The sequence below is a fragment of the Streptomyces sp. NPDC015171 genome (genome assembly GCF_043079545.1).
Lineage (GTDB): Bacteria > Actinomycetota > Actinomycetes > Streptomycetales > Streptomycetaceae > Streptomyces.
In genome coordinates this window covers 636,347-661,914 of record NZ_JBIBUO010000002.1, presented here as the reverse complement: position 1 = coordinate 661,914, position 25,568 = coordinate 636,347, and the positions used below count along the sequence as shown (strand labels likewise).

Sequence of the window (25,568 nt, the reverse complement as noted above, 5' to 3'; positions counted from 1 at the left end):
AACGACTGTTGCCCTGGTTTGAGAAGACGCTGGACAGATCGTTCTGGACAACAGTTCTGGAAGGTGTCCCATGGCTTGGAATGCGAAGACAACCGCGACCGCATCACGGGGCCAGGTCGACGAGCACGGCATCGCCTGGGTGCCCATCCGAGCCGAGGGCCGCCGAGCCGGCCACGCGCAGTTCTTCGAGGCGGACCTGCGGGTGGGCAGTGGTGGCATGGTCTTCGGTGTCCTCCTGCGCTGATCGCGGCCGGCCGCTGAAGACTCGAACACGACGCCACCCGCACCAGGTCCTCCGTCGACCTGCTGAGACAGCCGCGGGAAAGCCAGAGCGCCTCTGTGCACGACTCCTCGTCGAAGAGGCGCTATGGGCGCTGTCAGGGGAGGGCCTGCTCGGTCCAGACCGTCTTCCCGTCGTTGGTGTAGCGGATACCCCAGTTCTGTGCGAGCTGGGCGCAGATGAACAGGCCGCGGCCGCCTTCGTCGACCGTCCGTGCGTGGCGCAGCCGCGGAGCGGAGATGCCGGAGTCGTGAACCTCGCAGGTGAGCTTCCGGTCCTTGATGAGGCGCAGGTGTACGGGCGGTGCGCCGTACCGCAGGGCGTTGGTGACCAGCTCGCTGACGACCTCTTGCGTGTCGTAGGCGGTGTCCTCGTCCACGCCCCAGTCGGCGAGCCGGCGCCGGGCGTGGCGCCGCGCGACGGCGGGGGCGGTGGGCTCGTCGTCCAGCGGCCAGGTGGCTACGCGGTCGGCGGGGAAGGAGTGGGTTCGGGCGAGGAGAAGGACGGCGTCGCCGGGAAGGGCATCGATGCGGAGCCGGTAGAGGATGTCGTCGCACAGATCCTGCAGGGGCCGGTCGATGTCGGCGAGCAAGCGCTGGAGCGCCTGCGTGCCACCTGTGCCGTCCTCGGGCCGTGCCGCAGACAGAAGCGAGGTCGTGTAGAGGGCGAGGACCTCACCATCGGCCAGGGTGACGGCGGTGGTGGCGTACGGGGGCCCTCCACCGCCGCCGAGGGCACCACCCGCAGCCAGCTCGACCACTCGGGTGCCGGGGCCGGCGACGACGGGCGGCGGGTGTCCGGCGGAGGCGATGGTGCACGTATGAGCGAACGGGTCGTAGAGCACGCACAGGCACGTCGCGCTGAGGCGCTGGCTGCGCGCGGGGTCGCCGAGTGGCAGCGCTCTCCGCTCGCACGCGAGACGTGTCATGGTGTCGTCGAGCCGGGCGAGGAACTCGTCGGGTTCCAGGTCCAGTGCGGCGAGCGACTGCATGGCGGTCCGCAGCTGACCCATGGTGACGGCGGTGTGGATGCCGTGGCCGGCGACTTCCCCGACGACCAGGGCCGTACGGGCGCCGGGCAGGGCGCAGGCGTTGGACCAGCCCCCCGCGCCCCGGCCGTCGGCCACGTACAGGTCGGCGGTCTCGATCGCGGTCTGCGATGGAAGAGCCGGGGGCAGCAGGTGGCGCTGCAATGCCGCTGCGATGGTGTGCTCGCGGGTGTAGCGGCGGGCGTTGTCGATGCTCAGGGCGGTGTGTGTGGCCAGTTCCTGGGTGAGGGCGAGTTCCTTCTCGTCGAATCCGCCGGATCGCTGGGTGCGGTAGAGGCTCAGCAGCCCGAGCACCTTTCCGCGCAGCGTCAGCGGTGTGACGAGCAGGGCGCGTGCGCCGGATGCGCGAATCGCTTCGGTCCGCGCCGGATCGGCCGCCAGCCAGGGCGTGTCGGGGCCGAGGGCGATCGTGCGGGGTTTGAGGTCGGCCAGCGCCTGCGCGTACGGGGTCGGGAACGGCAGCGCGCGGACATCTCCCACCGGATGCGCCCGGGCCTGCTGATCTCCGCCGCTGTTCGCGAAGGCGGCCCGGCGCAGCGGCACGTCCCTTCCCAGAGGGCTCAGCGGTGGTTCTTCTCCACGCACCACGGGCTCGACCACTTCCACCACGGCGATGTCGGCGAACCCGGGGACCAGTGCGTGGACCAACTCCTCGCAGGTGGCCACCACATCCAGGGTTTGTCCCACCCGCTCCCGGACGGCATACAGGGCCTGGACTCCGCGGCGCGCCTTCTCCTGATCTGTCACGTCGTGCACGATGACCACCGCCCCCGGTGCGTCGCGCAGGGGGAGCACCGAAACGGTGTGCGTGTGCTGGCGATCATTCTTCGGGGTCATCCGCATGACGTGCTCCGTCGCCGACATACCGTCCGCCATGGCCTGGCGCAGGATGTGCTCCAGTTCGTCGGGGGATGCAAGGGGCCACGCATCGGTGAGGGGGCGTCCTAGCATCTCCCGCGCGCTCACGCCGGACAGCGCCTGGGCCGCCGCATTGGCCGACACGACGTGCAACTCCTCGTCCACCACGAACAGAGCCCCTGCCATGTGAGCGCACAGCGCCTCGAGCACCGCGCTGTCGATGCCGGGCACCATCCCGTCCGCAGACGGGAGGAAGATCCCCCACGCCACCGAACCGTCGTCCCGCAGCACCGGTCGCACACACAGGCCACCGTCGGTGGCGCTCACTGCAACATCACGCAGACCGTCATGCCTGCAGCGCTCCACGTCACCACCGCCCGGCGCGGGGACAGGGCTGACCAGGTCGGTTGCCGGCCGCCCGACCACCTCGCCCGCCGGACGCCCCCACAACTCCTCCGCCTGGTGGCTCCACTGCACGAGCACGCCCCCGCCGTCCACGACCATCAGCGGCGTATCACCGGCCATGGGAACCACCTCCGCCTTCCAGCTTGCCCGGCTGCCAGACGCTGCGCCGCCGCAGATCGGCACCCAGCCGTGGCTCTGCACGAAGCGCGGTACAAGAAAACCCCTACGCTCTCCACCGGCGGACCGCAACGAACCCGCGCACCAGCGCCGACCACGTGGGGTGTACCTGCGGATACTCACTGTCTACGCCGGTTCCGACTGCGCCTGCAGCGTCCCCGGGATCAGCACCCAGGTGCGTGACGCCGGTGAACCAGTGAACGATGAGAGAGCCGCCCGGCTGATGAGGTCACCGCGGATTGCCTGACTGCGGCTGCGTCGCCGAAGCCGGGCCGCCCAATCGATGACCCTTCGGCCACCGCCGCCTGGCATGACTGAGCAGGAGACCGACATGAACACGTTGCTCGCACAGGCCCTCCATGCCCATGGTGGCCTCGCCCGCTGGAACGCACTCACCACGGTCCGTGCCACGATCGTCAGCGGGGGCGACATGTTCGTCATCAAGGGGATGCCGCAGGACCCCACCCCCCGGGAGATGACCGTCTGGCTGCACGAACAGCACGCCTCCGTGATGCCGTTCGGCGCTCCCGACCAGAAGACCGACTTCAGGGCCGACCGCATCAGCATCGAAAAACTCGACGGCCGCGTCGTAGCCGAACGCGACCAGCCACGGAAGTCGTTCACAGGCCACGAGCTCGACACCCCCTGGGACTCGCTGGACCGCGCCTACTTCAACGGATACGCGTTGTGGACGTACCTCACGACGCCTTTCCTCCTGGTGATGCCAGGCTTCACCGTCACCGAAATCGAACCGTGGCGGGAAGGAGACGAACTCTGGCGCGGGCTGCGCGCGACCTTCCCGCCCGGCATCGCCAGCCACAGCACTCAGCAGGACTTTTACTTCGGCCCCGACCATCTACTGCGTCGGCATGACTATCACGTCGACATCGCGGGTGGGTTCGCCGCAGCGCAGTACGTCTACGACATGGTGGAAGCGGACGGGATCCGTCTGCCCACCAGGCGTCGGGCTTACCGAAGCGCTGCGGACAACCGCCCGATCCTGGACCAGACGATGGTCTCCATCGACGTCAGCAACGCTCGGTTCACCTGATATCGGCCCGTACGCGGCGTGTGCTGGGCGGGGCCGACGGCTGCGCGCCTCCCCACCCATTCAATCGTCGGCTCAGGCGCCCAGGCCAGCCGGCACAGGGCGCCAAGGCTCGCACTTCCGTGAGGATCTCGGCAGATCACTCTCCGAGGAGCCCGACCGCCCCGTACCACACCGGACCCGGGTTCAGACGGTCCGGGTAGAGCGCGGTCATCTGGTCGAAGTACTGGCGGGCCGTGGGGTTCTGGCCGAGTAGTCGGATGGCGTCGAGCAGGTACTGCCGGGTCTGCTCCAGGATGGCGGGATCATCGGGAAGGTCCTTGTTCTTGTGACCCGCCACGACGGCCCTCGGTTCGAGCGCGGCGACCCGGTCGAGGGCCTTGAGCCATTCCTGCAGGCCCCCGTTCCCGCCTTCGAGGATGTACTGGTGCACGCCGTTGTAGGCGACGTCGCCGGCCACGACGAGGCCGGTGGACGGTACGTGCAGGACGGAGGTTTCGTCGGTGTCGGTGTGGCCGACCTCGATCGCCTGGACGACGTTCCCCTCCAGCAGGAAGCCCTCTGCGGGGATGGGCTGGGCCAGGACCGGAGTGTCGGGGATGAGACCGGGGAACTGCTTGTCCCACAGTTCTTCACGCCCCTTGGTGGCCTGCCGGTGCATGACCTCGATGGTGCCCGGCGTCGCGTAGACGGTGGTGCCGGGGAATCGCTCCACGAGATCCGCGGTGCCGAACCAGTGGTCCCCGTGCCCGTGGGTCGCGTAGATGTACGCCAGGCGCTTGCCGGACCGCTCGATCCAGTCGCCTACCCGCTGGGTCTGCTCGCGGGTGAGGGGCGGGTCGACCAGTACGGCGTCCTCCCGGCCGAAGATCAGCGTCGTGGCGAGTGGCGAGGAGATGAGCCGGTCACCGTTCGGCAGGCGTTCCTCGCCGGCTCGCGGTGTCCCGTCCGAGACGTAGACCTCGTACGCCAGTGGGGTCGGCACGGATGCGGTCATGGTGGCGCCTCCTCGGGGAGTGTGCGGCAGAGTCCGCATGAACCTAGTGAAATGAGTGTAATACTTTTGACTATTTTCTCTGGTTGCGGTAGAGGGAGGTGGCTCTTGGTGGTTGCATGAGCAAGTATTCACCCTGCCATACTCGCGATCTCCGGCGCTCCTGTTCTGACTGCCGACATAGCTATATCGGTATTGCTTATGTTGCAATAGCTGGGTACCTTCGCAAGAGGGCGGGTGGTCACGACAGCTGCCGACGCGGCGGCGTGACCGATCTCTTGCACATCAGGGCGTGACCGCCCCGGAGACTCAAGGACGCAACATGCCCCCAGCACCTCTCACCTGGAGTGTCCACGTGGCACCGGCGGTCCCCACCGAGGTCACGGACCTGCCGCCCGACCTCCCCCGGCGCATGTGGTCGCCCATCACGGCGACGCTGATCACGGGCGAACGCGATGCGGTGCTGGTCGACGCGCTGATGACCGCCGAGCAGGCCGGGCGACTGGCCGACTGGGTCGCGGCGAGCGGCAAGAACCTCACCACCGTCTTCGTGACGCACGGGCACGGCGACCACTGGTTCGGGCTGGGCACCCTCCTCGAGCGCTTTCCGCACGCGCGTGCCGTGGCGACGCCGGCCGTGGTGCGGCAGATGGAGAAGCAGATGGCGCCGGAGTTCGTCGCGTCGTTCTGGCGCACGCGCTTCCCCGGCCAGATCCCGGACAGGCTGGTGGCCGCGGAACCACTGGACGGCGACCGCCTCGACCTGGAGGGAAACGACCTCGTCGTCGTGGGGCTCGGACACACCGACACCGACGACACCACGTGCCTGCACGTGCCCTCCGTCGGCCTGGTCGTGGCCGGTGACGCCGTCTACAACGACGTCCACCTCTACCTCGCCGAATCGCCCGCCGAGGGCCGCCGGTCCTGGCTCGACGCCCTCGACACCATCGCCGCGCTGAACCCGCGGGCGGTGGTCGCGGGACACAAGAGGCCGGGCCGCCCGGACGACCCGGCGACCATCGCCGAGACCCGGCGCTACCTGCACGACTTCGAGGCGGTCGCCGAGCGCACCACGACCCCCGCCGACCTCTACCGCGGCATGCTGGAACTGCATCCCGGGCGGGTCAACCAGGGCGCGTTGTGGGGCTCGGCCCGGTCCGCCAAAGGGTGACGGGCGGCCCGGCCGCCCGTAACCGGTTCCGGCGCACCCACCGGCCACTGTCCGGTCGGACGCACCGGCTCATCGGCACAACGATGCGGAGCACTCACATGATCATCGACGGAAGCGACGTGGACGCCACGTCCGCGTACAAGCTGCTGATCGGCAGCATCCTGCCCCGGGCGGTGGCATGGGTCAGCACCGTCTCCACGGACGGCGTCGCCAACCTCGCACCGATCTCCTTCTTCACCGCGGTGGGCCGCAAACCGCCCATGGTCTCGATCAGCCTGCAGCCGCGCTCCGACGGAGTGACCCTGAAGGACACCTTCGTCAACATCCGCGACACCGGCGAGTTCGTGACCAACCTGGCGGTCCTCCCCTTGGCCGACCAACTGCACCGCTCGGCCCACGAGTTCGACTCCGAGGTAGACGAATTCACGGCGCTGGACCTGGCGAAGGCCCCGAGCGAGGTCGTCCGGCCGCCCCGGATCAAGGAGGCACCGATCGCCTTCGAGTGCGTGGTGAACCGGATCATCCCCGTGGGCGACCTGCACGACCACGTCGTATGGGGAGAGGTCGTCCGGTTCCACATCCGGGACGATCTCTATCTCGAGCGCGGGCGCATCGACACGGCGGCGCTGCCGGTCGTGGGCCGGCTGGCCGCCGAGTACACCGTCGTCGACAACGTCTTCACCACCCCTCTCGATGACGACGTGCTGAAGTCCTTCCAGGACCGGCGCGCGTCGCGTCTCGACGGGCGCGCGACGGGATGGTCACCCATCGACACCGACGCGTGGTCGCCCTCCGGGGCCACCGCCGCACGCGGGAAGGAGTGAGGCACGTGAGGACGGAACGCGTCGCGGACACGGACGTGCGGTTCCGGCGGGGCGGCGCCGGGAGCCGGGCGGTGGTCTTCGTCCACGGCTTCCTCGACGACCAGTACGTCTGGGACGGTGTGGTCGGGGAGTTGGGCGGCGAGGACATCGAGACGGTGCAACTCGATCTGGCCGGTCTCGGCGAACGCACGGACGCCGAGGGCCCGTTCACGCTGGACCGGTTCGTCTCCGAGGTCGGGGCCGTCGTGGACGCCCTCGGCAAGCCGGTGGTACTCGTCGGCCAGAGCATGGCCGCGCCGATCGTGGAACTCGTCGCCGCCACGCGTCCCGAGCGCACGCTCGGGCTGGTCCTGATGACGCCGGAGCCCCTGGCGGGCACTCACCTGCCGGCGGAGACCGTCGAACCCTTCCGCCGGCTGGGCGGCGATCCACGTGCCCAGCGAGAGGTGCGCCGGCGGCTTTCCAGCGGTCTCGGCGAGGCGGACCTCGACCGGCTCACGGTGATCGGCGCCCGGGTGCGCCCCGAGGTGGTACGAGCGCTGGTCGACTGCTGGGACACGGGCCACCGGGACGGGGAGCGGGCCAGCCGTTACACGGGGCCCGTGCTCGTGATCCGGGGCGGCGACGACGGATTCGTCACCGCCGAGGACGCCGAGCGGGTGCGGAGACGGTTCGTCGCGGCCGATGTGGCCGTGGTCGACGGAGCCGGACACTGGGCACACATCGAGCGGCCCACCGCGGTCGCCGCGCTGCTCGACGCGTTTCTCGCCGGGACACCGGCCGCCGGCCCCGCGGCTCCACGCGCAGGCCGGCAGCGATGGAGGACGGCGTTCACCGACAAGTCGGCCGACGCCTTCGCGCAGGCGTTCGCCGAGGAGGTCGTGCTGGAGGCCACCGTGCTCACCCGGCCCGTCGAGGGCCGCGAGCAGGTCAAGCAGGTGCTGGCCGCCGCCAGCGGAATCTACGAGTCCCTCGAGTTCACCCACGACGGCTCCGACGGGCCGCGCACCTACCTGGAGTGGAAAGCCACGGCGTTCAGTGGCATGCCGGTCCAGGGCGTGACCGTCCTGACCGCGGACGACGACGGGCGCATCGTCCGCGCGGCGATCCACCACCGGCCGCTGGGCGCCGCACTGCGGTTCTCCCACGAACTGCGAGCCCGCCTGCAAGGGCGTATCGACCCCGCCTGCTTCTACGACGGCGATCCGCGGCCGGCGTGACCGCTCGCGGACCAAGAGGAACACACCATGTCGGAACGCACGGATATCGCCTTCGCCGCGGAGGACGGCGTCACACTGCGCGGCTGGCTGTTCGTCCCGGACGGTCCCGGCCCGCACCCGGCCATCACGATGGCTCACGGGTACGCGGGCGTGAAGGAGCACGGGCTGGAGCGCTTCGCCGAGACCTTCGCGGAGAACGGCTTCGTGGTCCTCGTGCACGACCACCGTGGCTTCGGGGCGAGCGAGGGCTCTCCCCGCGACGACGTGGACCCCTGGCAGCAGATCGCCGACTGGCGCCGCGCCATCACCTTCCTGGAGAGCCGCCCCGAGGTCGACGCGGACCGCATCGGTCTGTGGGGCACCAGCTACGCCGGCGGCCATGCGATCGTCCTGGGCGCGACCGACAGGCGCCTGCGGTGCGTGGTCGCGCAGGTGCCCACGATCAGCGGATACGAGCAGGGCCTGCGGCGCGTGGCACCGGACGCCGTAGCCGCTCTGGAAGAGGCGTTCGACGAGGACGAGCGAGCCCGGTTCCGCGGCGAGCCGCCCCGCACCCAGGCGGTCGTCAGCGACGACCCCACCGTGCCGGCCGCCTACCGGACCAGGGACGCGATCGACTTCTATCAGCAGCCGGCACCGTCCGGGGTGTGGGAGAACCAGGTGACCGTCCGCTCCACGCGCGCCGCTCGCATGTACGAGCCCGGCACCTGGATCAGCCGGGTCTCACCCACCCCGCTTCTCCTCCTGGTCGCCGAACACGACACCGTCACCGTGACCGACCTGGCCCTGACCGCCTATGAGCGCGCACTGGAGCCGAAGCGGCTGGTGCTGCTGCCGGGCGGCCACTTCGACCCCTATCTCGCGGGGTTCAAGGAGTCCAGCGGGGCGGCAGCCGACTGGTTCCGCCGTCATCTCCAGCGGTACCCGACATCATGACGCTTCTGTTCACCCTCGAACCCCGCAGCGGCCGGATGACACGAACTGATCAGCCGGTTACCCTCTAATGAGTAATAGGTGAAATAGCTACAGCAGCGTTGTCACGGTTGCCCACATCCTGAAGAGAGAACCGAGAATGTCCTGGACTGCGACGGTCCGCTACGACCTGGAGCCCGCCCCGGGCGGCCTGGCCCTGGTACAGGACCTGCTCAACACGCTCTCCGCCGGCCGGCCGCGCCTGCCCGACCTGCTGGAGTCCGTCGAGGACGCCGTCGTGTGGCTCGACCAGGCGCTGGAGAGCTGGAGCGACGCGACCCACCGGCCCGCACCCGGCATCGGCCTGAAGGCCGAGGACGTTCGGGCGCTGCGGGACTTCCGCCATGACCTGAACCGGCTCGTGCAGGCACCCACCCGTGACGCGTCACCTCAGGCCGGCCCGGTCGCTTCGCTCATGACGTTGCCCACCGCCCTACGGCTCGACGAGCACGGCCGCATCCAGGCCGAACCGCGCGGCACGGGATGGCGCCAGGTCGCGTCACTCGTCCTCATCGAGGCCCACCAGGCCCAGTGCACCGACACCCTGCGCCGCCTGAAGACGTGCCGGAACCCCCGTTGCGCGACGTCCTTCTACGACCGCTCCCGCAACAACAGCGGCGTCTGGCACGACGTCCGCATCTGCGGCAACGCGGCCAACCTGCGCAACTACCGCGCCCGCAAGCGCGCCGGCGCCGAGCGGACCTGACCCGCCGGCCTCCTCGGCGCCCTGCCCGGCCCGCACCCCGGGTGGACGCGTCAGGACGTTGCAACGGATCGGTACGACCGCTGCGCTCACGCAGAGTGTGCCAGCGCGGCAGCGGTGCTACGCGGCGGGTGTGTTCCGCAGGAGAGGGTCGAAGCCCAGGGGAGGGCGTCCGAGGAGTCCGGGGATGTCGTTCGTGGTCCGGTCGTAGCGGTTGTCGTGGTGCAGCCGTGCCATGGTGGCGATGTGCTCGAAGGTGGTGAAGAGCGGATTCTCCATGAACACCGTGGGCCCAACGTGCACGACCGGCACCCCCGACCAGTCGAGGACGTGCTCGGACAGCCAGTGCAGCCGCTGCTGGCGTGACTCGGCAGCGCTGGTGAGGCGTATCTGAGACACCGTCATCTGCGAGATGCCCACCAGCAGATCGAGGTCGCCACTGTCCCGGGCGGCCGCCGCGACCGTCGTGGCGGCCTCCAGGTACGCCGTGACACACCCATCCCGAAGTAGTCCCGGCGGCAGCCCGCCAGCGCCTGCACCACGTCGGCGCCCCGCGTGGGGTCGCCGATCACCACCTCCACCCCGCTCAGGGCCCGCAGCGCCGTGGCCCGCTCGTCGTCGTGATGCGCCAGAGCCCTCACCGGCACCCCTCGGGCCCGTACGTGGTCCAAGACCATGCGTCCGACTCCGCCGACGGTGCCACTCACGCCGGTGCCAAGGACGGGCCGTACGTCCATGTCGCTCACCTCCTGTCTCTCGGACCGGGTCAGCGAGCCGACCACCCTCCTGGATCTCAAGCCGGAAGCCCGCCGATGCGTGGATCGGGTCAGGCGCCCGGATCGGCCAGCCAGCGCAGTGCGCTGAGGCTGGGGAGGAAGAAGTATTCGCCGCCGCGCGTGGTGACGAAGCGCTCGACGCCGTGCAGGCGGCGCCGGACGGGGTGCTGCGGGATCGTGAAGACGCCCGAGCCGTCGTTGTCACCCGTGAGCAGGTCCTTCTCCACGTCGAGGCCGGTGAAGTTGCCGTCGTTGAACCACTGCGACTTCACGAACTCAAACTGGCGGTCGAGGTGTGCGTTGACGGCGATGAACACGATGCCGCGGTCGGCACCGTCGTCGTCCACGGTGCCGGCGGGCAGTGGCGGCCCGTAGCTGGTGCTCCGCCGGATCAGCCGGTGAAGGTCGACGTCCCCGATGATCTCCGAATCGCGCGGATTGGCACGCCTGGCGTGGGCACCGTGCGGGCAGACCGCTCCACGCGGATCGGACGCGTAGCCGAAGTCGTTGTTGCGCTGCTCGTCCGCGCCCAGGTCCGGATCATCCGACTCGGGCGCGAGGATCAAGGGGGCTCCGCTCGGCCAGCGCCCTACGATCTTCGCGGCGAGCAGCGACTCCTCATCCGGGCTGCGGGCGTTGTCGCGGACATACCGCCGGAAGGCGGCCACGCGGGTGTGCAGCTTCCGCCACACGACGAACGTACCGTTACGGCCCAGCACATCCGGCTCCGGCATCGGCGGCAGGTTCCCCGTCTCGTCGGGATAGCCCAGCACGAACTCACCCGCCTTGAGGGGATGACCGCCACCCGGCGGGTACTCCGCGCCGCCGCCCTCCACCGCGGGATTGCTGATGCCGTCCTTGTAGCCGAAGCTGGTACGCCCCGAGGACAGCTGGTACAGCTCCTGCCGGTAGACCACCTGCACGCCCGGGAGCTGCGCGCGCGCCTGCCGGGCCCGTTCGAGGACGACCGCCAGCGACTCCTGGTCGGCGGCGACGAGGGACAGCACGATGTGCACCTGACCGGTGCCGAAAGGCGGCTCCCAGTGTGCGGGCGCGCTCTCGCCGGTGTCGCCCAGGAACTCGGCCCGTGCCGCCATGCCCTGCCGGAACTCCTCCGGGAAGCTGTTCAGGGAGGTGTGCGGCACCTGGAGCGCTTCGAGCCCCCGGTGGGTCACCGCGACGTTGAGGAGCGCCGGCAGGGGCGGCTGCCACCAGTTGGCGGCGGAGTCGACCAGGCCGGCCAGGCGGCCCATCAGCTCACGGCCGGCGCGGGGGTCGTCCACCCGCAGCAGGATGTAGGTGCCGACGTACGGGGACGGCCGGGTACGCAGCACGATGCCCTGGATGTCGTCGAGTTGCAGAGGTGGGCCTTCAACCGTCGTCATGTCATCCCCTAGGCGAAGCGTCGGCCGATTTGTACCAATCGCTGGTTCTATTGCTGCTCTCCGACACGGCATCTCGCCCGTTCGACGAGGGCGCGGGCACGCGGGGTGGGCCGAAGCGCGAGGTTCCACAGCGCCAGCCGAAGGGCCCGTCCAGGGTCGCCGCCCACCGTGAGCCAGAACTCCGCCGCGTGATCGGCATACGCTTCGGGGTGGCGCGCCAGCAAGCTCTCGTAGTGAACGGCGGCCCGGGCACGCCAGAACCGCGCCTCGCCCCACGCCCCCCTCCCGCCCAGGACCCCGGCGAGCTGAGCCTCGTAGTACGGATCGTCACTGCCGAGCGCAATCCGGCGCAGCTCCCCGACCGCCCCGGCGGAGTCGCCCCGGCCGGCGTCGATTCCGGCCAGACGGGCCTGCGCCGGCAGGTAGGACGGCAGCCGGCGTGTCGCTGCCTCCAGCCAGGGCCGCGCATGTGCGGGGCTGCCTCCGTACAGCCACGCCTGCCCACACTGGAATTCGAGCACCGCGAGCGGCAAGGGACTCACTCCGCGGTAGCCACGCCTCGCCGCCATGAACCACCTCTCGGCATCGGCCGCCTCCCCGCGCTCGGCGTGACAGCGGGCGAGGGCGCCCAGGGTGCTGAAGTCGTGCCGTCGCGACAGCGCGTGCCGGTGCAGGGCGAGCGCCTCGTCGTACCGTCCGGCCGACTGGTGAACGGCGGCCCGCTCCTCGTCCAGGCTTCGCCGATCGAGTCCCAGGGCCGCCGCCGCGTCGAGATCGGCCAGCGCGGCCGGGAAGCGGTGGAAGCAGGCGGCCAGCCTGGCGCGGGCCACACGGGACCGGGGATCGCGCGGCATCCGGTCGACGAAGGCATCGGCCAGCGACGCGGCGTGCTCGGCCTCGTCGACACGGCCCCGCACATGCCCGCGCAGAGCGGTCAGCTCGACCAGCTCGGCCCATCCGGCGCCGGGCAGGCTCTCCCGCGACGCCTGGTCTGTCAGGCCCTCGATACGCGCGTCGAGATTGCGCGTCGCGATCACGCCGGTCGTCGTCACCGGGCCTTCGGAGGGACCGGGCCTCGTCCCGGTGGTCATGCGATCGGCCGCGGTGGAGCCGCCTGTCATCGGCTCGCGGAGGCCGTCGGCACGGAGACCGGTGCGGGCGGGTCGAGGTTGGGCGGTGCCAGGTACGGGAACTCTCGAGCGGCCGGAGCGGTCGCCCGGTCGACACCGTCGCTGACCCGCGGGCCGCGGAAAGCGTTGACGATCAGCGTGTACAGCGTGTCGATGACGTCGTCGTTGAGCGAGCGTCCGCCACAGGACGCGTACGGCCGCCCTTCCAGCACAGCGCGCTCGATCTCGAAGTAACTGTCCTCGGCATAGGGCCTCGCCACGTCCACGACCAGGAAGTCGGCGAGCAGCAGGTCGGTCAGCGGGTGCGTCCCGTCCGGGCCCGTCTGCCAGTCGGTCTTGTCGTCGAGACCGTCGAAGAACGCCAGGTTGGCGTTCAGCCGCGAGCGGTAGGCGGCCAGGTGGCGCGGCCCCGGCCCGAAGGGGTCCTCCTCGTTGTAGAGATCACGCAGATCCACGACCGTGTTCGCGGTGTCGACCCCGTTCTCCGACAGGAGAACGTTCTTCACCTCCGGGCGGCCGAGCCGCTCGAGGCGCAGCGGATAGGCGCCGGCCGTGACGGTCTCCGCGGCGACGGCGAACACCATGCCCGAGGCCGGGCCGAGCTGGGAGGCGACGTCGAACTCGACGACGATGCTCAGCACATCGAGATCTTGAGCTGTGTTGGTTCCCCTCGGGAGGAAGGCGAGCCGCCGCTCCGCGCGCGTCGCCACCTCCTTGCCGACGTCCATGAAGAAGGGGTCCATCCGCAGCCCGGCGTAGACGCGTACGCCCTGGCCCTCGCCACCCCGTTCGTCGTCCACCCGGAACGCGACCGACTCGCCCTCCGGGACCACGCACGTTCCCCACTGCGGCAGCTCTCCCCCGGTATCCGACTCGACCGGGCCTGAGAACGTGCAGGTGAACGCGTACTCATCAGCGCCGAGTTCGAATGGCGAACCGGGATGATCCACTGTGACGGCCACCGGGCGGAGAAGGAACCGGTAGCTCGCGGCGTCGGAGAAGAGAGCCCCTGGGCGGGCAGTGGGGAAGACGTCCATGACGAGGACGAGCCGGCCAGTCCGGGACGGGCTGGGAAAGGCGTAGAGATCGGCGAGGTCGATGGCTGGATCGGCCTCGGCTCGCATGCCGGAGAAGTGGTCGGACATGACGGTGCGACCTTCGCTGAAGAGGTCCGGCCCGGCACCCGAGCACTCTTGCCGGGCCGCCTGAATGGTGGGCCAGGCGCCAAGCCGGGGTCACCTCCGCAGCACCTGGGACGGGATACAACTGCCGGCGACGCGTCGCCTTCCGACGGGCGGCCCGTTGAGGCGGCGACGACGACCGCTGGGAGACAAGCCGCTAGCCGGCCGCCGCATCCAGCAGCGAGTTGAACGCCTCCGATACCTTCTGGGCCTTCGCGGTGTCCTTGACTGTCATGCTCGGATTGGAGGCGTACCACATGTCGGCCTCCACGATCTTCGGCGTCAACCAGTCGACGATGCCGGGATTGGCCGCCCCGGGGTAGCCCTTGAGAACACCCTCGAACATCTCGTCGAACCACGGCGCGGCATTGGCGAAGATATCTGCCATGTACGGCTTGAAGTCACCGTCATAGGTGACCGCACCTATGGCCTGGGTGTCGTTGTTGATGAACGTGACGCGGAAGTCGTGGACAGTGCCGACGAGCTTCTCGTAGTGAAAGGCATCGTCCTGGATCTGGTCGGCGTGCTGGCGGAACCTCTCGGCCCCGCCTGGCTCGACATCCCAGAGGACGGTGATCTCCGCTATCTCCCCGACACGCTTCCCGACACCGTCGGGCTGCCTGGACACGGCCGGCGCGGCATCCATCGGAGTCGCCGACGTCTCGGAACTCTGCGTCGCCATGACTCCCTCTCCCTTTGATCCTTTACTGACCGGGGCGTGGACTCCTCCAGATCTAAGATTGTTCGATTTCTTCTCAAAGTCAGCTTTGCCCCTCCGGGGGGCGACGGCAAGACGATCACCGACGGCTGGTGGTTCTCGGCCCCGTCCTCGGGGGCAGAACCGCAGTTGCCCTCACCCGGATCAACGCCTGACCTGCTTCCGGCGTAGGAAAGAGCGGTGCTGGTGCCGTCTTCCTCATCGGCATCCCGGCTGTCATCGGAGCGCCTGAACCATGCCGGTCAGCCGCGGGCGGATTCGAGGAGGTCGGCATTGAACCGCTCCGCGAACTCGGGAACCATCGACAGACCGTGCGGAGCACCCGAGTAGACCTTGAAGGTCACGTCCCGTCAACACGCCGACGCCGGTGGTTACGTCGATGAACAGCGTCGGGGTGACCGGACAGCGCCCCCGTGGAGTTCGTGACCGAAGCGGACGTCGTACTGATCGGCAGCGGCGCGCGGACGCGAGCCGTGGTCGCCGACGACCGACTGATCTCCCGGCTGAAGCTCGACCCGTCGCGACAGCTGATCGGTGCGCAGTGCTCCGGCGCGCTGGTGCTCGCCCGGCTGGGGCTGCTGGACGGCATGCCGGCTTGTACGGACAGGAAGACCCGGCCCTTTGTCGAAGCCTGCGACGTCACCGTGCTGGACGCGCCGTTCCCCGCCGAGGGACCATCGCCACCGCAGGAGGCTGCCTGGCGTCCCAGTACCTCACGACCTGGGTGATCATCCGAATGCTCGGGGAGGACGCCGCGCGCGCCGTCATCGACTACGTAGCCCCGGTCGGAAAATCAGGAGACCGTCGATCGCGCCCTGCACGCTGTCCACACGGGCGCAGGAGACCTGCATGAACGAACTGCTCACCGAGGCGATCGCAGCCCACGGAGGGAACACACGCTGGCGCGAGCTGACCCAGGCGCGGGCCACCCTCGTCAGCGCCGGCCATCTGTTCACCGCGAAAGGCATGCCGCAGGATCCCGCACCGCGTGAGATGACCGTTCTCCTCCACGAGGAGCACGCCTCGGGCAGACCGTTCGGCGCTCCCGATCAGAAGACTGACTTCACGCCCGGGCGGGTGGGCATCGACAAGCTCGACGGCCGAGTGGTGGCCGAACAAGGGCTGGCATTCAGCTTCGCCTGCGGAATACATGGATCCTCCCGGCGAGTGCAATCGCAAAGCAGGCGCACCCTGGAAGCGAGACAGGACACGCACCGCATGAGGTGCCGGCCGCATCGTGCGGCCAGCGCAGCTGATCTCACGACGAAGCCGCACCGGAGCATTCCGGTGCGGCTTCGCCGCCTCACGGCTCCGCACAGAGGTCCCGTCAGGAGGGGGCCCGGCGGGGCCTCGCCGTATCACTCGCCTATCACGCCGCGATCACCAACTGGGCAGCCCCTTACGAACCAGGAGGCCCTGACCTGCCATTTCATGCCCGCACTGGACTGATGTAGACGCCCCTGGACTGTCTCTACAACCTGTGCCAGGTGGTACCCAGTGAGGGACCCAGGATCAGGACCGGGGCGTCTCCTCGCCCGTCGAAGCGGTATTGCAGGGTGTTCGGGGGTGTCTCGCTCACGGCTCCGACCCTCTCACGTCCCACAAAATCTCACACAGCCGGGGGAATCCTGTGACCCGATGCATCCGCGGCTCGACTCCTCGGGCACTGCCGGCGGTGTCATCGATCGAGTCAGAGCCTCTCGGTGTGCACGCGCGCCCCCGACCCAGCGTGTCCTGCTGGCCGCGTTCCCGGCCGGCCCTCACGTCGACGCGCTGCTTCCTTCATCAGCACTGCCGCCAGCCGTTCCGAGTTTGCAGCAAAGCATGGGGCGCCGTCCCGAAGGGCGGGACGAAGCAGCGGGGAACCGTTCGGATCAATCCGACCAGCACCTGATGACCACCCCTTGGGTAACGCCGCCGGCCGCACGCACGACCGTTCACCTCACCGGGCAGGCCGCCCCATGTGGTGGCAGCTTCGCGGAGGTCCTCCACGTCTGGCTTCACGCACCACTTTTTCGTGGTCTTCACGTTCGTGTGCCCGGCCCACCCGGCGAGGATGTGATCCGGCACACCGTTATTTGCAAGGAAGGTGAGGCAGGAGGCACGAGCGTCGTCGAGACGTACTCTGCGCAGGCCAAGGACCTCCATGAGCCAGTACGCGCGCCTGCGGAGCTGCTTGATCGTGAAAGCCTCCCCGGTCTCGTGCACCACGACGTAACCGGAGTCCGAGTAAGAACTCCTAACGAAATGATCTTCGAGTTGCGATACCGAGCGCGCAGGTTTCGCACGAGCCCGTCGCTCAGGAGAATCAGTTCAGGTTCACTGCCCGACACGCCAGACTTCGATGCCGCCGCGTACGCGGAGAGCGAGCTGTGTGCTGTCCGGGGAGAACGCGCCGAAGCCGCCGTCGAGGTGACGAAGGAGGGCGCCTGTGCGCGGGTCCCAGACGAGGGTCCCCCGGCAGCTTTGGGTAGCCAGAAGCGTGCCGTCCGGGGAGAAGCCTGCCACTGATGCCCAGGTGTCTCGCTCGCCGGTGTCTTGGCGGTCCCCGGCGCGGTGGGCCAGGGCGTGCAGAAGGGCCCCGGTACGAGCGTCGCGGATGCCGATACGACCGTCCTGGAATGGACTCCCCCCTAGCCGGGTGGTGGCGAGGAATGTGCTGTCGGGGGACAGCTCGGCCTCGTAGACCCACTCCTGGCTGTGCAGACGTGTCCCGGTGTGAGGATCCCAGATTTGGACGACGCCGACGTTGTGAGTCATGAGGAGTGTCCCGTCAGCGGAGAACGCCATCTGCACCATGTCGTTCCCGCTGCCGATGGGCAGTGTGTGCAGGGCGGTGCCCCTGGATGCATCCCAGATACGGACCGTGCTCTCGTCACTGTCTGTGGCCAGCACGGAACTGTCGGGCGAGAACGCCACGCTCCTCACATAGCGGGCGTCGCCGGTCAGCGTGTGCAAGACGGCACCCGTCCGCGGGTCGCAGAGCCGGGCCGCATAGCCGCCGTTGCGTTCGTGCCAAATGGTGACTGCCAGACGGCCGTTCGGTGAGAACGCGCGGACGGAGCCGAGCTGGTGCATGAGGGTGCCGGTGCGGGCGTCCCAAATGCCGCGCTCCGTGGCCATGCACACGCCGTCGGGCGAGAACGCGACGAAGTAGTCGTCGGGAGTGTGCAAGAGCACTCCGGCGCGCGCATCCCATATCTCGGCCCATGAGGGCATGCTGTCCAGACATCTGGGAAAGACTTTCGCCAAGGTCCGCCGGAAGGTTCCGTTGCGAACTTCCCAGCGCGGAGGGCGCGAGCGGCGTGCGGTGAAAATAAGCGCACCGTCTGGCGAGAACGCCCAGTCTGCCGCGTTCCTGTCCATCCAGGGGTCATCCGAGTCAAGGACTTCTGCGGGCTGCCGCAACAAGCCCGTTCGGTGCATCCGGATGACGTTCAAATCGTGCTGATGAGCGCCGGAGCCCATCCCCCAGATTCGGATGGTGTTGCGTCCGTCTGCAATGCGTGCCGCCAGCAGTGCTCCGTCCGACGAGAACGCCACGCCATCGACGCCTGCGTCCGCGACGGCCAGCCGGAACCGACAAGTCTGGAGGATCGGCGAGGGAGGGCCCTCGTGCCTCGACGAAGGAGGTGACGGCGCTTCGTTGGTGACAGCGAGTGCTGTGGTGCGCAAACGGGTGTGCGGGATCGTCAGGGAAGGCCCTTGAGACATGGGCGGTGGCACCTCGGAGGGCAGAGTCGGCGCGATGACGCCCAGGCGGTCGCGGACTTCCCCTGCGGTCGCGGGGCGCTGATCGGGGTCTTGGTCAAGCAGTTGGATGACGAGGGCGTCCAAGACGGCGGGGACTTCTGGCCGGTGAACACTTGGCGGCTTTGGGCGGGTATGGAGGTGCGTGTAGACAAGGGAGACAACGTCGTTAGCGAGGTAGGGAGTCTGCCCGGTGAGCAGGTGGTAGAGCAGACAACCCAGGGAGTACAGATCGCTTCTGGCATCGCCCGGCTGTCCGCGCAGTCGTTCGAGCGGCATGTAGGCGGGCGTTCCCATCACGTGGCTGGTCTGGCTGACGGTGTCGAGATAGCGCGCGATGCCGAAGTCCAGGATCTTGACGGTGCCGGCCTCCGTGAGCATGAGGTTGGCTGGTTTGAGATCCCGGTGCACGATTCCCGCTGCATGTGCCGCAGCCAGGGCATCGGTGGCCTGCGTGACCCAGCCCACCGCCTCAGCCACCGCCGGCGGACCGTCAGTACGCAACACGTACGCCAAGTCTCGCCCGGTCAGCAGCTCCATGACTAGGAACAAGTCGCCGTTCTCGCGATCCTGCCCGAGATCGAAGATGGCGACAACACCGGGATGGCTGAGGTTGCCAGCCGTGCGGGCTTCACGGAAGAAAAGGTCGACTCTGGACCCGTCGTCGGGGTGTCGGAGAAGCTTGACCGCAACGGGACGGTGGATCACATTGTCATGCCCGGCCCACACCTCGCCCATGCCGCCACGGCCCAGCGGACGCTCCAGTACGTATCGGCCTGCCAGAGTCCGAACATTCACTCCGCCTCCACCTTGCTCGGAAACCCACCCCGAGCCACTCAGCGACACCCCATGCAGCTAGTCAAGCCGGCAGCTGACCGTCAGGGGCACAAACCGCGTGCCTTTGGTTGGTACGACCGATGTCTTCCCCACAGGCAGTAACCGATACTCGGCGAGTTCGCAACGGAGTAGGAACTCTTATCGGAGTGACTTCAGGCGCCGCCAGCAGATGAGTGCGCATCCAAGGGTGCTGTTCTCCAGGCAACGAATATTCACCCCTCCGGAACCCTGTCGAGGGCATGGATCCGGTCCGCCCCTGTACGGTCCCGCGACCGGGGCACCGGGCCCTCTACTTGGACCGGTCCGTGTCGGACCCGAGCCTGCGGAGCGCGAATGGCAGAAGTACCCGGGATTGGATCCGAAAGTAGGCGCTCACGATGCGGAGAGTCCGCCCGTAGGTCATCTCGCGGATGTCGCGTTCGAGCGCCAGAAGGTCATCGTCGGTGCGAGGTTGTAGACGTCCCTCATGCATCATGACCATCAGTACCTTGGCCCGGCGACGATAGAAGGGCCAGATGCTGTGATCGTGGCGTAGCTTACTCAAAAGTTCCATGGCACGCTTGTCGTTGGTTTCGGCGAGCAACCTCGCGGCTTTCACTCGGACGAAGGAAGTAACTACGTCCCGATAACCGTCCTGTTTCCTCTTGGAAGGGGGTTCGACCAGTTCCATGAGAACACTTCGGGCCCGCGAGTCTCCCAGGCGTACGAGTGAATGGGCTGCGTTGACCCGACAGATCGGATCGAGGGTGCGGTCGCGAGCCATGTCGACCAGGATTCGCTGAGCGCGCTTGTCGCCCAGCTGCGTTCCAAGAAGTCGACCGGCCAAGGCTCGTGCGGAGCCGTCGAATTCTGGGTCCCTGGCCAAGGTCAGGAGGAGCTCGGCAGCGCTCTCGTGGCCGATATGGGCTAGAGCGCCAGCAGCATGGGAGCGAGCCAACGGCTGCAGCGACGGGGAGTGGGCGAATTCCATCAGAAGTTTGGCTCCGCGCTCGTCGCCGTTGTCGGCCAGCCTGAGAGCGGCCTGGACGCGTGCCATTCCGCTGTACAGGCGTATTACTTCGACTAGCGTGCTGTTGTGGTCGTCGTAGTGCATCGCCACCTTGCCGACGGTGTCCAGGAGACTCTTGCCCTCGGCCATTTCGTGGAGGATTCTTCCGGCCTGCGTGTCACCGAGGTCCGCCAGGGCGATGGCGGCGCGTAGCGGTTCGCCTCCGGTAGTGCTGTCGGCCTTCCGGGCCAGGTTGAGCAGCCGCGCGGTGACTCTGCTCGAGATATCGGTCGGCAGCTGGGTTCCCAGTCGCACATGCGCAGCCAGGAATTCGAGATCGGTGAGATCTCCACGCCGCGCCAGCCGCCTCAAATGGTCGTTGACCTTGTCATCCGAGGTGGACGCGTCCAACAAGAATCCCACATAGGACAGTTCACTCGTGCGCTTATCCAGCTGGATAAGGCGTTTGCTGCGACTCTTCAATCGGCCGTCAGCGAGATGGCTGCTCAGCTGTGCTCTGCGCTGCTTGTGGTCGCTGGCCAGCGACTCGGCCGCCAGGTAGTCCACCAGAGTCCGGTGCAGGAACCGGAATCCAGACTCTTCCTCCGTGAACAGGCCACTGCGCCGCAGCAGGTCGCCGAGAAATCGGTGCCAGGTCTCCTCCGGGACAGTCGATGGCGCCGCGTAGGCAGACGCCTCTATTCGTGCCAGAACTCGTCTATCAGCATCCGGGTCAGTCGTCACCTCACCCTTCTGTCGGGCCGCGATGTCAGAGACGATCGCGTGGAAATGGTCGATGGTGCTCCGTGCTTGCTTCAGTGCGTCGGCGCCAAACCGCTCCAGTGCCTGGCGGGTTTGTTCCTGAATACCCGACAGACCTGCGGCTTGCTGGCGCTCAAGGAGAGCAGCGACGAAGCGTCGGTAGGCGTCGCTGCGGCTGACGGGCATGGGTGCTTCGGGTGCGGCGCAGTGCAGCACGCATAGAATGGTCGCCATGAGAGGAACCGTGCCCAGACCTGTCGCCAGAGAAGGCGGGACGCCGTGTATGAAGCGAGTAGACGATTCCTGTGGATCGGCGTCCCCGAGGGCGCGCAACCATCCCGTGGCCAGCTCGCGTAACTCACAGGGCGCGAAAGGGCACAGTTCGAATTCCAGTAGGTCATGCCCGAGAATGTCCAGCTCTCCGGGCGGGAGTTGGCGAGTCGCGAGTACGAAACGGAATGGGCTGGGCATGCGATTGGGATCGTTTCGTGCGCGGGTGATGAGACTGGCGATGCTCTGCAATGCTGTGCGTCGCGCCTCCGGCAGGACGATTTCGTCCAAGCCGTCCACCAGGATCAGCCATGGAACCCCTGGTTCTGCCTCCGTGGTGAAGATCTCGGCTGCCGGGGCCTCAAACAGTCCGAAGCGGCTCAGGCCGCGTGTGACGGCTTTGGCGACGACCTCCGGCACTGGCTGTTCCCCGAGCAGGTCGGCGGCCGGAAGCAGGATGGGAAGCATCTGCACCTCGCCGCCCGCGAGGTAGCGCTCCGCCGTCGTAGCTATCACCGTGCGCAGGAGCGTCGTCTTGCCTCCGCCTGGACCCCCCGTGACGACGATCACGCTGTTGCCCTTGTTCCGGATCTCCTCCAGCAGATCGTCAGGCGAAAATTCGGTGGCCAGCTCCGGGCCGTGGTCGAGACTACGGCGACGAGCTCGCTGTCCCACATAGAGGTCCGTCAACGGCGGCGCCGCATCGTTGATGACAGCGCCGACATAGGGGTGTTCGCGTGCGGAGTCGAGGCTCGCCGCCACGAGGTCGCGAACATGCCGGGCCCTTGGATCTGCCTGCCGCAACTCCTCAGGAGTCAGGGGAAGACCGATCAGTCCATGGAGGGTGTCACGTTCATCCTGACTGAGCTTTTGATGCCATCGGTCCACTCGGCTGGCCGTCAGCGTTCCCAAACCATCCGTACGCCTGTGCTCGCTGACCACCCCGATGAGACAGCCACCACTCCATACGGCGGCACCCGACATGCCTTCCCAGGGGGACCTGGAAGGGTCGGGATCGCGCTCGGGAGGGTCAACGATGATCTCCAACCTGCCCCGGCGACGCCCCGACTGCGCCGAGGCACGGCCCTGAGCATGCCGCGTGTCCCGATACTCAGTGAAGCGCCCATCGGGCTCCACCTCGCGGTGCATCTTGAAGCGGGGGAAACCCAGGGCCTCGCACGGAGTGGAACGCTCCAGCCGACCGTACAGGGGCACAGGCGCAACGGGCAGAGCAGCCCGGGCCTCCTGACGATCAAGTCTCCACTCCAGCACGGCGATGTCGAGGTCATGATGGACGAAGACCGGCTCGACGTCGATGTCCGTGGGAGTGCCGCAGGCATCGACGAAGCGTGCACGGATCGATTCGGCGCCGGCGAGAACATGCGCCGCGGTCAGAGCATGACCGGGACCGACGCAGTAGCCGGATCCGCGCCGTCCGTGCCCGTCGGCACACACTGTCACGATCTGGACGGCATGACGCGCGTCCAGGCCCGCCGGGGTTTCGGGGCTCCAACTACTGCTCAACCGTACCCTCTTCACCTGACACGAAGGCACTCGTTCGCACACCGGCCACATCGAGCGTCGGGGACAAGGACAGCTTCACTCTCTGTACGGCGTTGCTGCTGACGGATCCGTCGGCCCCCAGGTCGACGACCCAGAAGCGGACCTTCCCGCTCGTCCCCGCCTTCTTCTCCAAGGCGAGCGAGACCTCCAGCTCGATCGTGCCCAGTTCGAAGCGCAGAGCCTTACCCACACCGGCGGTGACGGCCTGTTCCAGCTCTTCGCGTAGATCTTTGATGACAGTGGTCAGTTCGATCACGACATCGCTCCCTTTGACCGTCTCCGTCGCCCATTGACATACCCAGGTGGCATCGCGCTAGACCGCACCAGGGTGTAACAACGGTAGACCAAGGCACACCAACGGCCTTGGTTCTCAACCGAGTTCGTCCTTGCGGTATGGCTGCGTACTCCTTTGTCCAACGCGTCCGGCAAGGACCGGGCGGTCAGCCGTTGCCGGTCATGACTGGGTGGGGAGTCGATTCGTTGTCAGCCTGCTTCGGCGGCGTCGGACACTGGTTCGGGCGAGGCTTTCCGGCTGTGGTCGGGAGGTGCCGATGCGCCGGGGTCGATGGAACGGTTGCGCGATGCCGTCCCGGGCCCGTGGCCCGGCCGACTGCGGCCAGGTCCTCAGTGAGCCGCAACCGAAAGCCCTCATTCCCGGCGAGCTGCGGGGAGATCGCTTTCACGGCGACTGCGTCGGCACCCCGGGTCCGCCCCAGGTACACCATGCCTGTGCCGCCCTGTCCGAGCCGCGCCTCCAGCCGATACGAGCCGACCTGCGGCGGGTCGTCTGTGTCTAAGGGCTGCTGCCCCATGCCTGACGTCATACCTGAATCCCCTCGCTGCCGCCGAATTGGGAGGTGAGTCGAGCGTGCACCGAGTATTACCGGGAAGCGGGCTGCCCAGCCCCGGTTTCGACACTTAAGACCATGTCCTATGTGGTGAGGCGGACGAGTCGTTTGTAGCAACACAGGCCGGCGGCTGCCAGTCGGAGAAAGGCCAGGTAGTTGCGGGGATCGCGTTCGTAGCGCCGCGCCGCGGCCTTTGGACGCGCAGGGGGTGCGGATGAGCCCCGGACCGACCGTGTCCGGGGCTCACGTCGTCACGGCCGTGGACCGGTGGATGCGGCGGCGGTCACTCCGCTCGGACGGAGGCGCCGTAGTCGTCGCTCTGGCGGAGCACCGCAGCGTCCTGGGGCGGTGCGGGCCATACCTGGATGAGGTACCACTCGGTGACGTCATCCGGTGCGAGGTCGACGGCGGTGTCGCGGCCGCGGGCGTGGACGCGCAGCCGGTAGTCGCCCGGCCCGCTGAAGGACAGCTCGGGCAGTTCCTCGTCGAGGTCGGACATCAGGCCGCGCACCATGAGTTCGCCCGATGCCGAGTGCATCGGCATTTCGACGATCTCCTCCCAGTCGGCGTCTCCGGGCTGGGGGGCGTCGGTGTGGAAGGTGACGGTGACATCGACATCGCCGGTGTGGATACCGGTGAGGATGGTGGCGATGCCGTCTTCTACCTCGATCAGGCCGTTGTGCCGACGGGACAGGTCGGGGCCGGCGGGGCCGCACTCATCGCTGATCCTGAACTGGTGGTAGTGCACGGGCACGAGCTGCTGCCCGTGCGTGGCCTGCTCGGTCATGGCATGTCCCGGACGCTCGGCGGGTGACTAGTTCTTGATCCAGACGAGGAACTTATCCTTCTCCAGGATCCGGTTGTAGAGGTAGAAGTTGGCGAGAGCCTTGCCGCCGCCCTGGTTCTGCTCCTTGGGGATCATGCGCCAGTACGCCGCCGCAAGGGGTGCGTCGTGAGGCTGCCGTTCACTGGGGGCGCAGCCGCGAGTGCCCGGCGACGGCAGACACAGCAGACGACCAACCTCGGGCACCATGCGAGCCGATCAGCAGGTCCGGCGAGCGGAACAAGCGCATGCAGCGGCCCCGCAGACAGGAGGAGCAGGGTTCCACTGCTGGGCCTGCGGGGCCGGTGTATGTCTCACGTACCCGGCGGTGCGTCCGATAAGCCCGATCCCTCCGAACCGCTCGGCTGGTTACGCGTTTGGGGCCCGGCCGTATCCGGCCGAGCCCCAACCCTTACGCGTGTGGCGCGCTGACCGCGCCGGGTGTGATGCGTCTACCAGCGGTACCAGCGGCCCTTGCGGCCGCCGCTGTCCGCCGTACGCACGACGAAGCCCAGCAGCCACACGACGAGCACGATCACCGCGATCCACCACAGTGCCTTCAGCGCGAAGCCCGCGCCGAAGAGGATCAGAGCCAGCAGAAGAACCAGAAGCAGGGGAACCATTGTTATCAACCTCCTGGCCACCGCATGCCCTTACATCACACCTACAAGCATATAAAATGTGTGTTTCTTTCAGCAGGTCAGGGGCATATGCAAGTGCTGCGTGCCGCCATGCAGGGTTCCCCCAGCCCTGTCCCCCACGCACCGCAGCAGCAACTCATGCGGTGCGACAGCGGCTGGCGCTGGTGTTGCAGGCCAGACTTTGCGCCGTGGGAGC

The 25,568-nt window shown here is 68.0% G+C and carries 22 protein-coding genes and 2 pseudogenes; 9 read left to right on the top strand and 15 right to left on the bottom strand.

All coding sequences use genetic code 11. The features are described 5' to 3' along the window. Window positions 1-70: 70 nt before the first annotated feature. On the top strand, window positions 71-244 hold the full coding sequence (locus tag ACF073_RS07420; protein WP_392067448.1) for a hypothetical protein: 174 nt from the start codon (window positions 71-73) through the stop codon (window positions 242-244). A 133-nt stretch (window positions 245-377) separates the two neighbouring features. Here ACF073_RS07420 and ACF073_RS07415 read toward each other — a convergent pair whose 3' ends face one another. Continuing rightward, entirely contained in the window at window positions 378-2,711 is a 2,334-nt protein-coding gene (locus ACF073_RS07415) for a SpoIIE family protein phosphatase (protein ID WP_392067447.1), read from the bottom strand. A 388-nt stretch (window positions 2,712-3,099) separates the two neighbouring features. Here ACF073_RS07415 and ACF073_RS07410 point away from each other — a divergent pair, with 388 nt between their 5' ends. Next, on the top strand, window positions 3,100-3,819 hold the full coding sequence (locus ACF073_RS07410; RefSeq protein ID WP_392067445.1) for a hypothetical protein: 720 nt from the start codon (window positions 3,100-3,102) through the stop codon (window positions 3,817-3,819). A gap of 136 nt (window positions 3,820-3,955) precedes the next feature. Here ACF073_RS07410 and ACF073_RS07405 read toward each other — a convergent pair whose 3' ends face one another. Then, window positions 3,956-4,813, bottom strand: coding sequence for an MBL fold metallo-hydrolase (locus tag ACF073_RS07405; protein ID WP_392067444.1), 858 nt, complete (start codon window positions 4,811-4,813; stop codon window positions 3,956-3,958). A gap of 319 nt (window positions 4,814-5,132) precedes the next feature. Here ACF073_RS07405 and ACF073_RS07400 point away from each other — a divergent pair, with 319 nt between their 5' ends. The 5 genes from ACF073_RS07400 to ACF073_RS07380 all read left to right on the top strand — a co-directional run bounded on the left by ACF073_RS07400 (window position 5,133) and on the right by ACF073_RS07380 (window position 9,703). Beyond that, window positions 5,133-5,981 (top strand): MBL fold metallo-hydrolase, encoded by an 849-nt coding sequence (locus ACF073_RS07400; protein ID WP_392067443.1) that lies wholly within the window; start codon window positions 5,133-5,135, stop codon window positions 5,979-5,981. A gap of 98 nt (window positions 5,982-6,079) precedes the next feature. Next, the gene (locus ACF073_RS07395; RefSeq protein WP_392067441.1) at window positions 6,080-6,805 is read left to right on the top strand and encodes a flavin reductase family protein; all 726 of its coding nucleotides are present in this window, start codon (window positions 6,080-6,082) and stop codon (window positions 6,803-6,805) included. 5 nt (window positions 6,806-6,810) lie between these two features. Next, complete coding sequence (locus ACF073_RS07390) at window positions 6,811-8,025, top strand: alpha/beta fold hydrolase (protein ID WP_392067440.1); 1,215 nt, start codon at window positions 6,811-6,813, stop codon at window positions 8,023-8,025. 27 nt (window positions 8,026-8,052) lie between these two features. Then, the gene (locus tag ACF073_RS07385; protein ID WP_392067438.1) at window positions 8,053-8,961 is read left to right on the top strand and encodes an alpha/beta hydrolase; all 909 of its coding nucleotides are present in this window, start codon (window positions 8,053-8,055) and stop codon (window positions 8,959-8,961) included. 136 nt (window positions 8,962-9,097) lie between these two features. Beyond that, the gene (locus ACF073_RS07380; RefSeq protein WP_392067436.1) at window positions 9,098-9,703 is read left to right on the top strand and encodes a CGNR zinc finger domain-containing protein; all 606 of its coding nucleotides are present in this window, start codon (window positions 9,098-9,100) and stop codon (window positions 9,701-9,703) included. Between the two features lie 117 nt (window positions 9,704-9,820). Here the strand turns inward: ACF073_RS07380 and ACF073_RS07375 are convergent, their stop codons facing one another. The 6 genes from ACF073_RS07375 to ACF073_RS07350 all read right to left on the bottom strand — a co-directional run bounded on the left by ACF073_RS07375 (window position 9,821) and on the right by ACF073_RS07350 (window position 14,854). Then, on the bottom strand, window positions 9,821-10,105 hold the full coding sequence (locus ACF073_RS07375; protein ID WP_392067435.1) for a hypothetical protein: 285 nt from the start codon (window positions 10,103-10,105) through the stop codon (window positions 9,821-9,823). Further along, on the bottom strand, window positions 10,102-10,377 hold the full coding sequence (locus tag ACF073_RS07370) for a hypothetical protein (protein ID WP_392067433.1): 276 nt from the start codon (window positions 10,375-10,377) through the stop codon (window positions 10,102-10,104). The genes ACF073_RS07375 and ACF073_RS07370 overlap by 4 nt, the downstream gene beginning before the upstream one ends. Window positions 10,378-10,526: 149 nt before the next feature. Beyond that, complete coding sequence (locus ACF073_RS07365) at window positions 10,527-11,861, bottom strand: Dyp-type peroxidase (RefSeq protein ID WP_392067431.1); 1,335 nt, start codon at window positions 11,859-11,861, stop codon at window positions 10,527-10,529. 47 nt (window positions 11,862-11,908) lie between these two features. Further along, window positions 11,909-12,913, bottom strand: a complete 1,005-nt coding sequence (locus tag ACF073_RS07360; RefSeq protein ID WP_392067429.1) for a hypothetical protein — start codon at window positions 12,911-12,913, stop codon at window positions 11,909-11,911. A 65-nt stretch (window positions 12,914-12,978) separates the two neighbouring features. Then, window positions 12,979-14,136: a DUF4331 family protein gene (locus ACF073_RS07355; protein WP_392067427.1), complete on the bottom strand. Its 1,158-nt coding sequence runs from the start codon at window positions 14,134-14,136 to the stop codon at window positions 12,979-12,981. Between the two features lie 193 nt (window positions 14,137-14,329). Beyond that, entirely contained in the window at window positions 14,330-14,854 is a 525-nt protein-coding gene (locus tag ACF073_RS07350; protein ID WP_392067426.1) for a hypothetical protein, read from the bottom strand. Window positions 14,855-15,239: 385 nt separating this feature from the next. Here ACF073_RS07350 and ACF073_RS07345 point away from each other — a divergent pair. Continuing rightward, a pseudogene (locus tag ACF073_RS07345) lies at window positions 15,240-15,726 on the top strand (AraC family transcriptional regulator); the annotation flags it as partial. A gap of 13 nt (window positions 15,727-15,739) precedes the next feature. Then, complete coding sequence (locus ACF073_RS07340; protein ID WP_392067425.1) at window positions 15,740-16,339, top strand: hypothetical protein; 600 nt, start codon at window positions 15,740-15,742, stop codon at window positions 16,337-16,339. Between the two features lie 336 nt (window positions 16,340-16,675). Here the strand turns inward: ACF073_RS07340 and ACF073_RS07335 are convergent, their stop codons facing one another. The 7 genes and pseudogenes from ACF073_RS07335 to ACF073_RS07305 form a co-directional block, all read right to left on the bottom strand. Continuing rightward, window positions 16,676-17,101: a hypothetical protein gene (locus ACF073_RS07335; RefSeq protein WP_392067423.1), complete on the bottom strand. Its 426-nt coding sequence runs from the start codon at window positions 17,099-17,101 to the stop codon at window positions 16,676-16,678. Window positions 17,102-17,209: 108 nt separating this feature from the next. Then, window positions 17,210-19,438, bottom strand: coding sequence for a WD40 repeat domain-containing serine/threonine protein kinase (locus tag ACF073_RS07330; protein ID WP_392067421.1), 2,229 nt, complete (start codon window positions 19,436-19,438; stop codon window positions 17,210-17,212). Window positions 19,439-19,766: 328 nt separating this feature from the next. Beyond that, window positions 19,767-23,021: a trypsin-like peptidase domain-containing protein gene (locus ACF073_RS07325; protein WP_392067420.1), complete on the bottom strand. Its 3,255-nt coding sequence runs from the start codon at window positions 23,019-23,021 to the stop codon at window positions 19,767-19,769. Beyond that, window positions 23,011-23,316, bottom strand: a complete 306-nt coding sequence (locus tag ACF073_RS07320) for a trypco2 family protein (RefSeq protein WP_392067419.1) — start codon at window positions 23,314-23,316, stop codon at window positions 23,011-23,013. The genes ACF073_RS07325 and ACF073_RS07320 overlap by 11 nt, the downstream gene beginning before the upstream one ends. Window positions 23,317-23,991: 675 nt before the next feature. Then, window positions 23,992-24,087: pseudogene (locus ACF073_RS07315) on the bottom strand (IS5/IS1182 family transposase); the annotation flags it as partial. Between the two features lie 104 nt (window positions 24,088-24,191). Further along, the gene (locus ACF073_RS07310; protein ID WP_392067417.1) at window positions 24,192-24,695 is read right to left on the bottom strand and encodes a hypothetical protein; all 504 of its coding nucleotides are present in this window, start codon (window positions 24,693-24,695) and stop codon (window positions 24,192-24,194) included. Between the two features lie 488 nt (window positions 24,696-25,183). Further along, window positions 25,184-25,354: a DUF5670 family protein gene (locus ACF073_RS07305; RefSeq protein ID WP_011113206.1), complete on the bottom strand. Its 171-nt coding sequence runs from the start codon at window positions 25,352-25,354 to the stop codon at window positions 25,184-25,186. Between the last annotated feature and the right edge of the window lie 214 nt (window positions 25,355-25,568).

What these genes read in the sequence shown, in the direction of transcription:
- ACF073_RS07340 (WP_392067425.1), top strand. Translation starts at nt 15,740, where the DNA reads ATGAACGAACTGCTCACCGAGGCGATCGCAGCCCACGGAGGGAACACA.
- ACF073_RS07370 (WP_392067433.1), bottom strand. Translation starts at nt 10,377, where the DNA reads ATGGTCTTGGACCACGTACGGGCCCGAGGGGTGCCGGTGAGGGCTCTG.
- ACF073_RS07310 (WP_392067417.1), bottom strand. Translation starts at nt 24,695, where the DNA reads ATGACCGAGCAGGCCACGCACGGGCAGCAGCTCGTGCCCGTGCACTAC.
- ACF073_RS07405 (WP_392067444.1), bottom strand. Translation starts at nt 4,813, where the DNA reads ATGACCGCATCCGTGCCGACCCCACTGGCGTACGAGGTCTACGTCTCG.
- ACF073_RS07410 (WP_392067445.1), top strand. Translation starts at nt 3,100, where the DNA reads ATGAACACGTTGCTCGCACAGGCCCTCCATGCCCATGGTGGCCTCGCC.
- ACF073_RS07355 (WP_392067427.1), bottom strand. Translation starts at nt 14,136, where the DNA reads ATGTCCGACCACTTCTCCGGCATGCGAGCCGAGGCCGATCCAGCCATC.
- ACF073_RS07385 (WP_392067438.1), top strand. Translation starts at nt 8,053, where the DNA reads ATGTCGGAACGCACGGATATCGCCTTCGCCGCGGAGGACGGCGTCACA.
- ACF073_RS07420 (WP_392067448.1), top strand. Translation starts at nt 71, where the DNA reads ATGGCTTGGAATGCGAAGACAACCGCGACCGCATCACGGGGCCAGGTC.
- ACF073_RS07415 (WP_392067447.1), bottom strand. Translation starts at nt 2,711, where the DNA reads ATGGCCGGTGATACGCCGCTGATGGTCGTGGACGGCGGGGGCGTGCTC.
- ACF073_RS07395 (WP_392067441.1), top strand. Translation starts at nt 6,080, where the DNA reads ATGATCATCGACGGAAGCGACGTGGACGCCACGTCCGCGTACAAGCTG.
- ACF073_RS07375 (WP_392067435.1), bottom strand. Translation starts at nt 10,105, where the DNA reads ATGACGGTGTCTCAGATACGCCTCACCAGCGCTGCCGAGTCACGCCAG.
- ACF073_RS07305 (WP_011113206.1), bottom strand. Translation starts at nt 25,354, where the DNA reads ATGGTTCCCCTGCTTCTGGTTCTTCTGCTGGCTCTGATCCTCTTCGGC.
- ACF073_RS07365 (WP_392067431.1), bottom strand. Translation starts at nt 11,861, where the DNA reads ATGACGACGGTTGAAGGCCCACCTCTGCAACTCGACGACATCCAGGGC.
- ACF073_RS07350 (WP_392067426.1), bottom strand. Translation starts at nt 14,854, where the DNA reads ATGGCGACGCAGAGTTCCGAGACGTCGGCGACTCCGATGGATGCCGCG.
- ACF073_RS07400 (WP_392067443.1), top strand. Translation starts at nt 5,133, where the DNA reads ATGCCCCCAGCACCTCTCACCTGGAGTGTCCACGTGGCACCGGCGGTC.
- ACF073_RS07380 (WP_392067436.1), top strand. Translation starts at nt 9,098, where the DNA reads ATGTCCTGGACTGCGACGGTCCGCTACGACCTGGAGCCCGCCCCGGGC.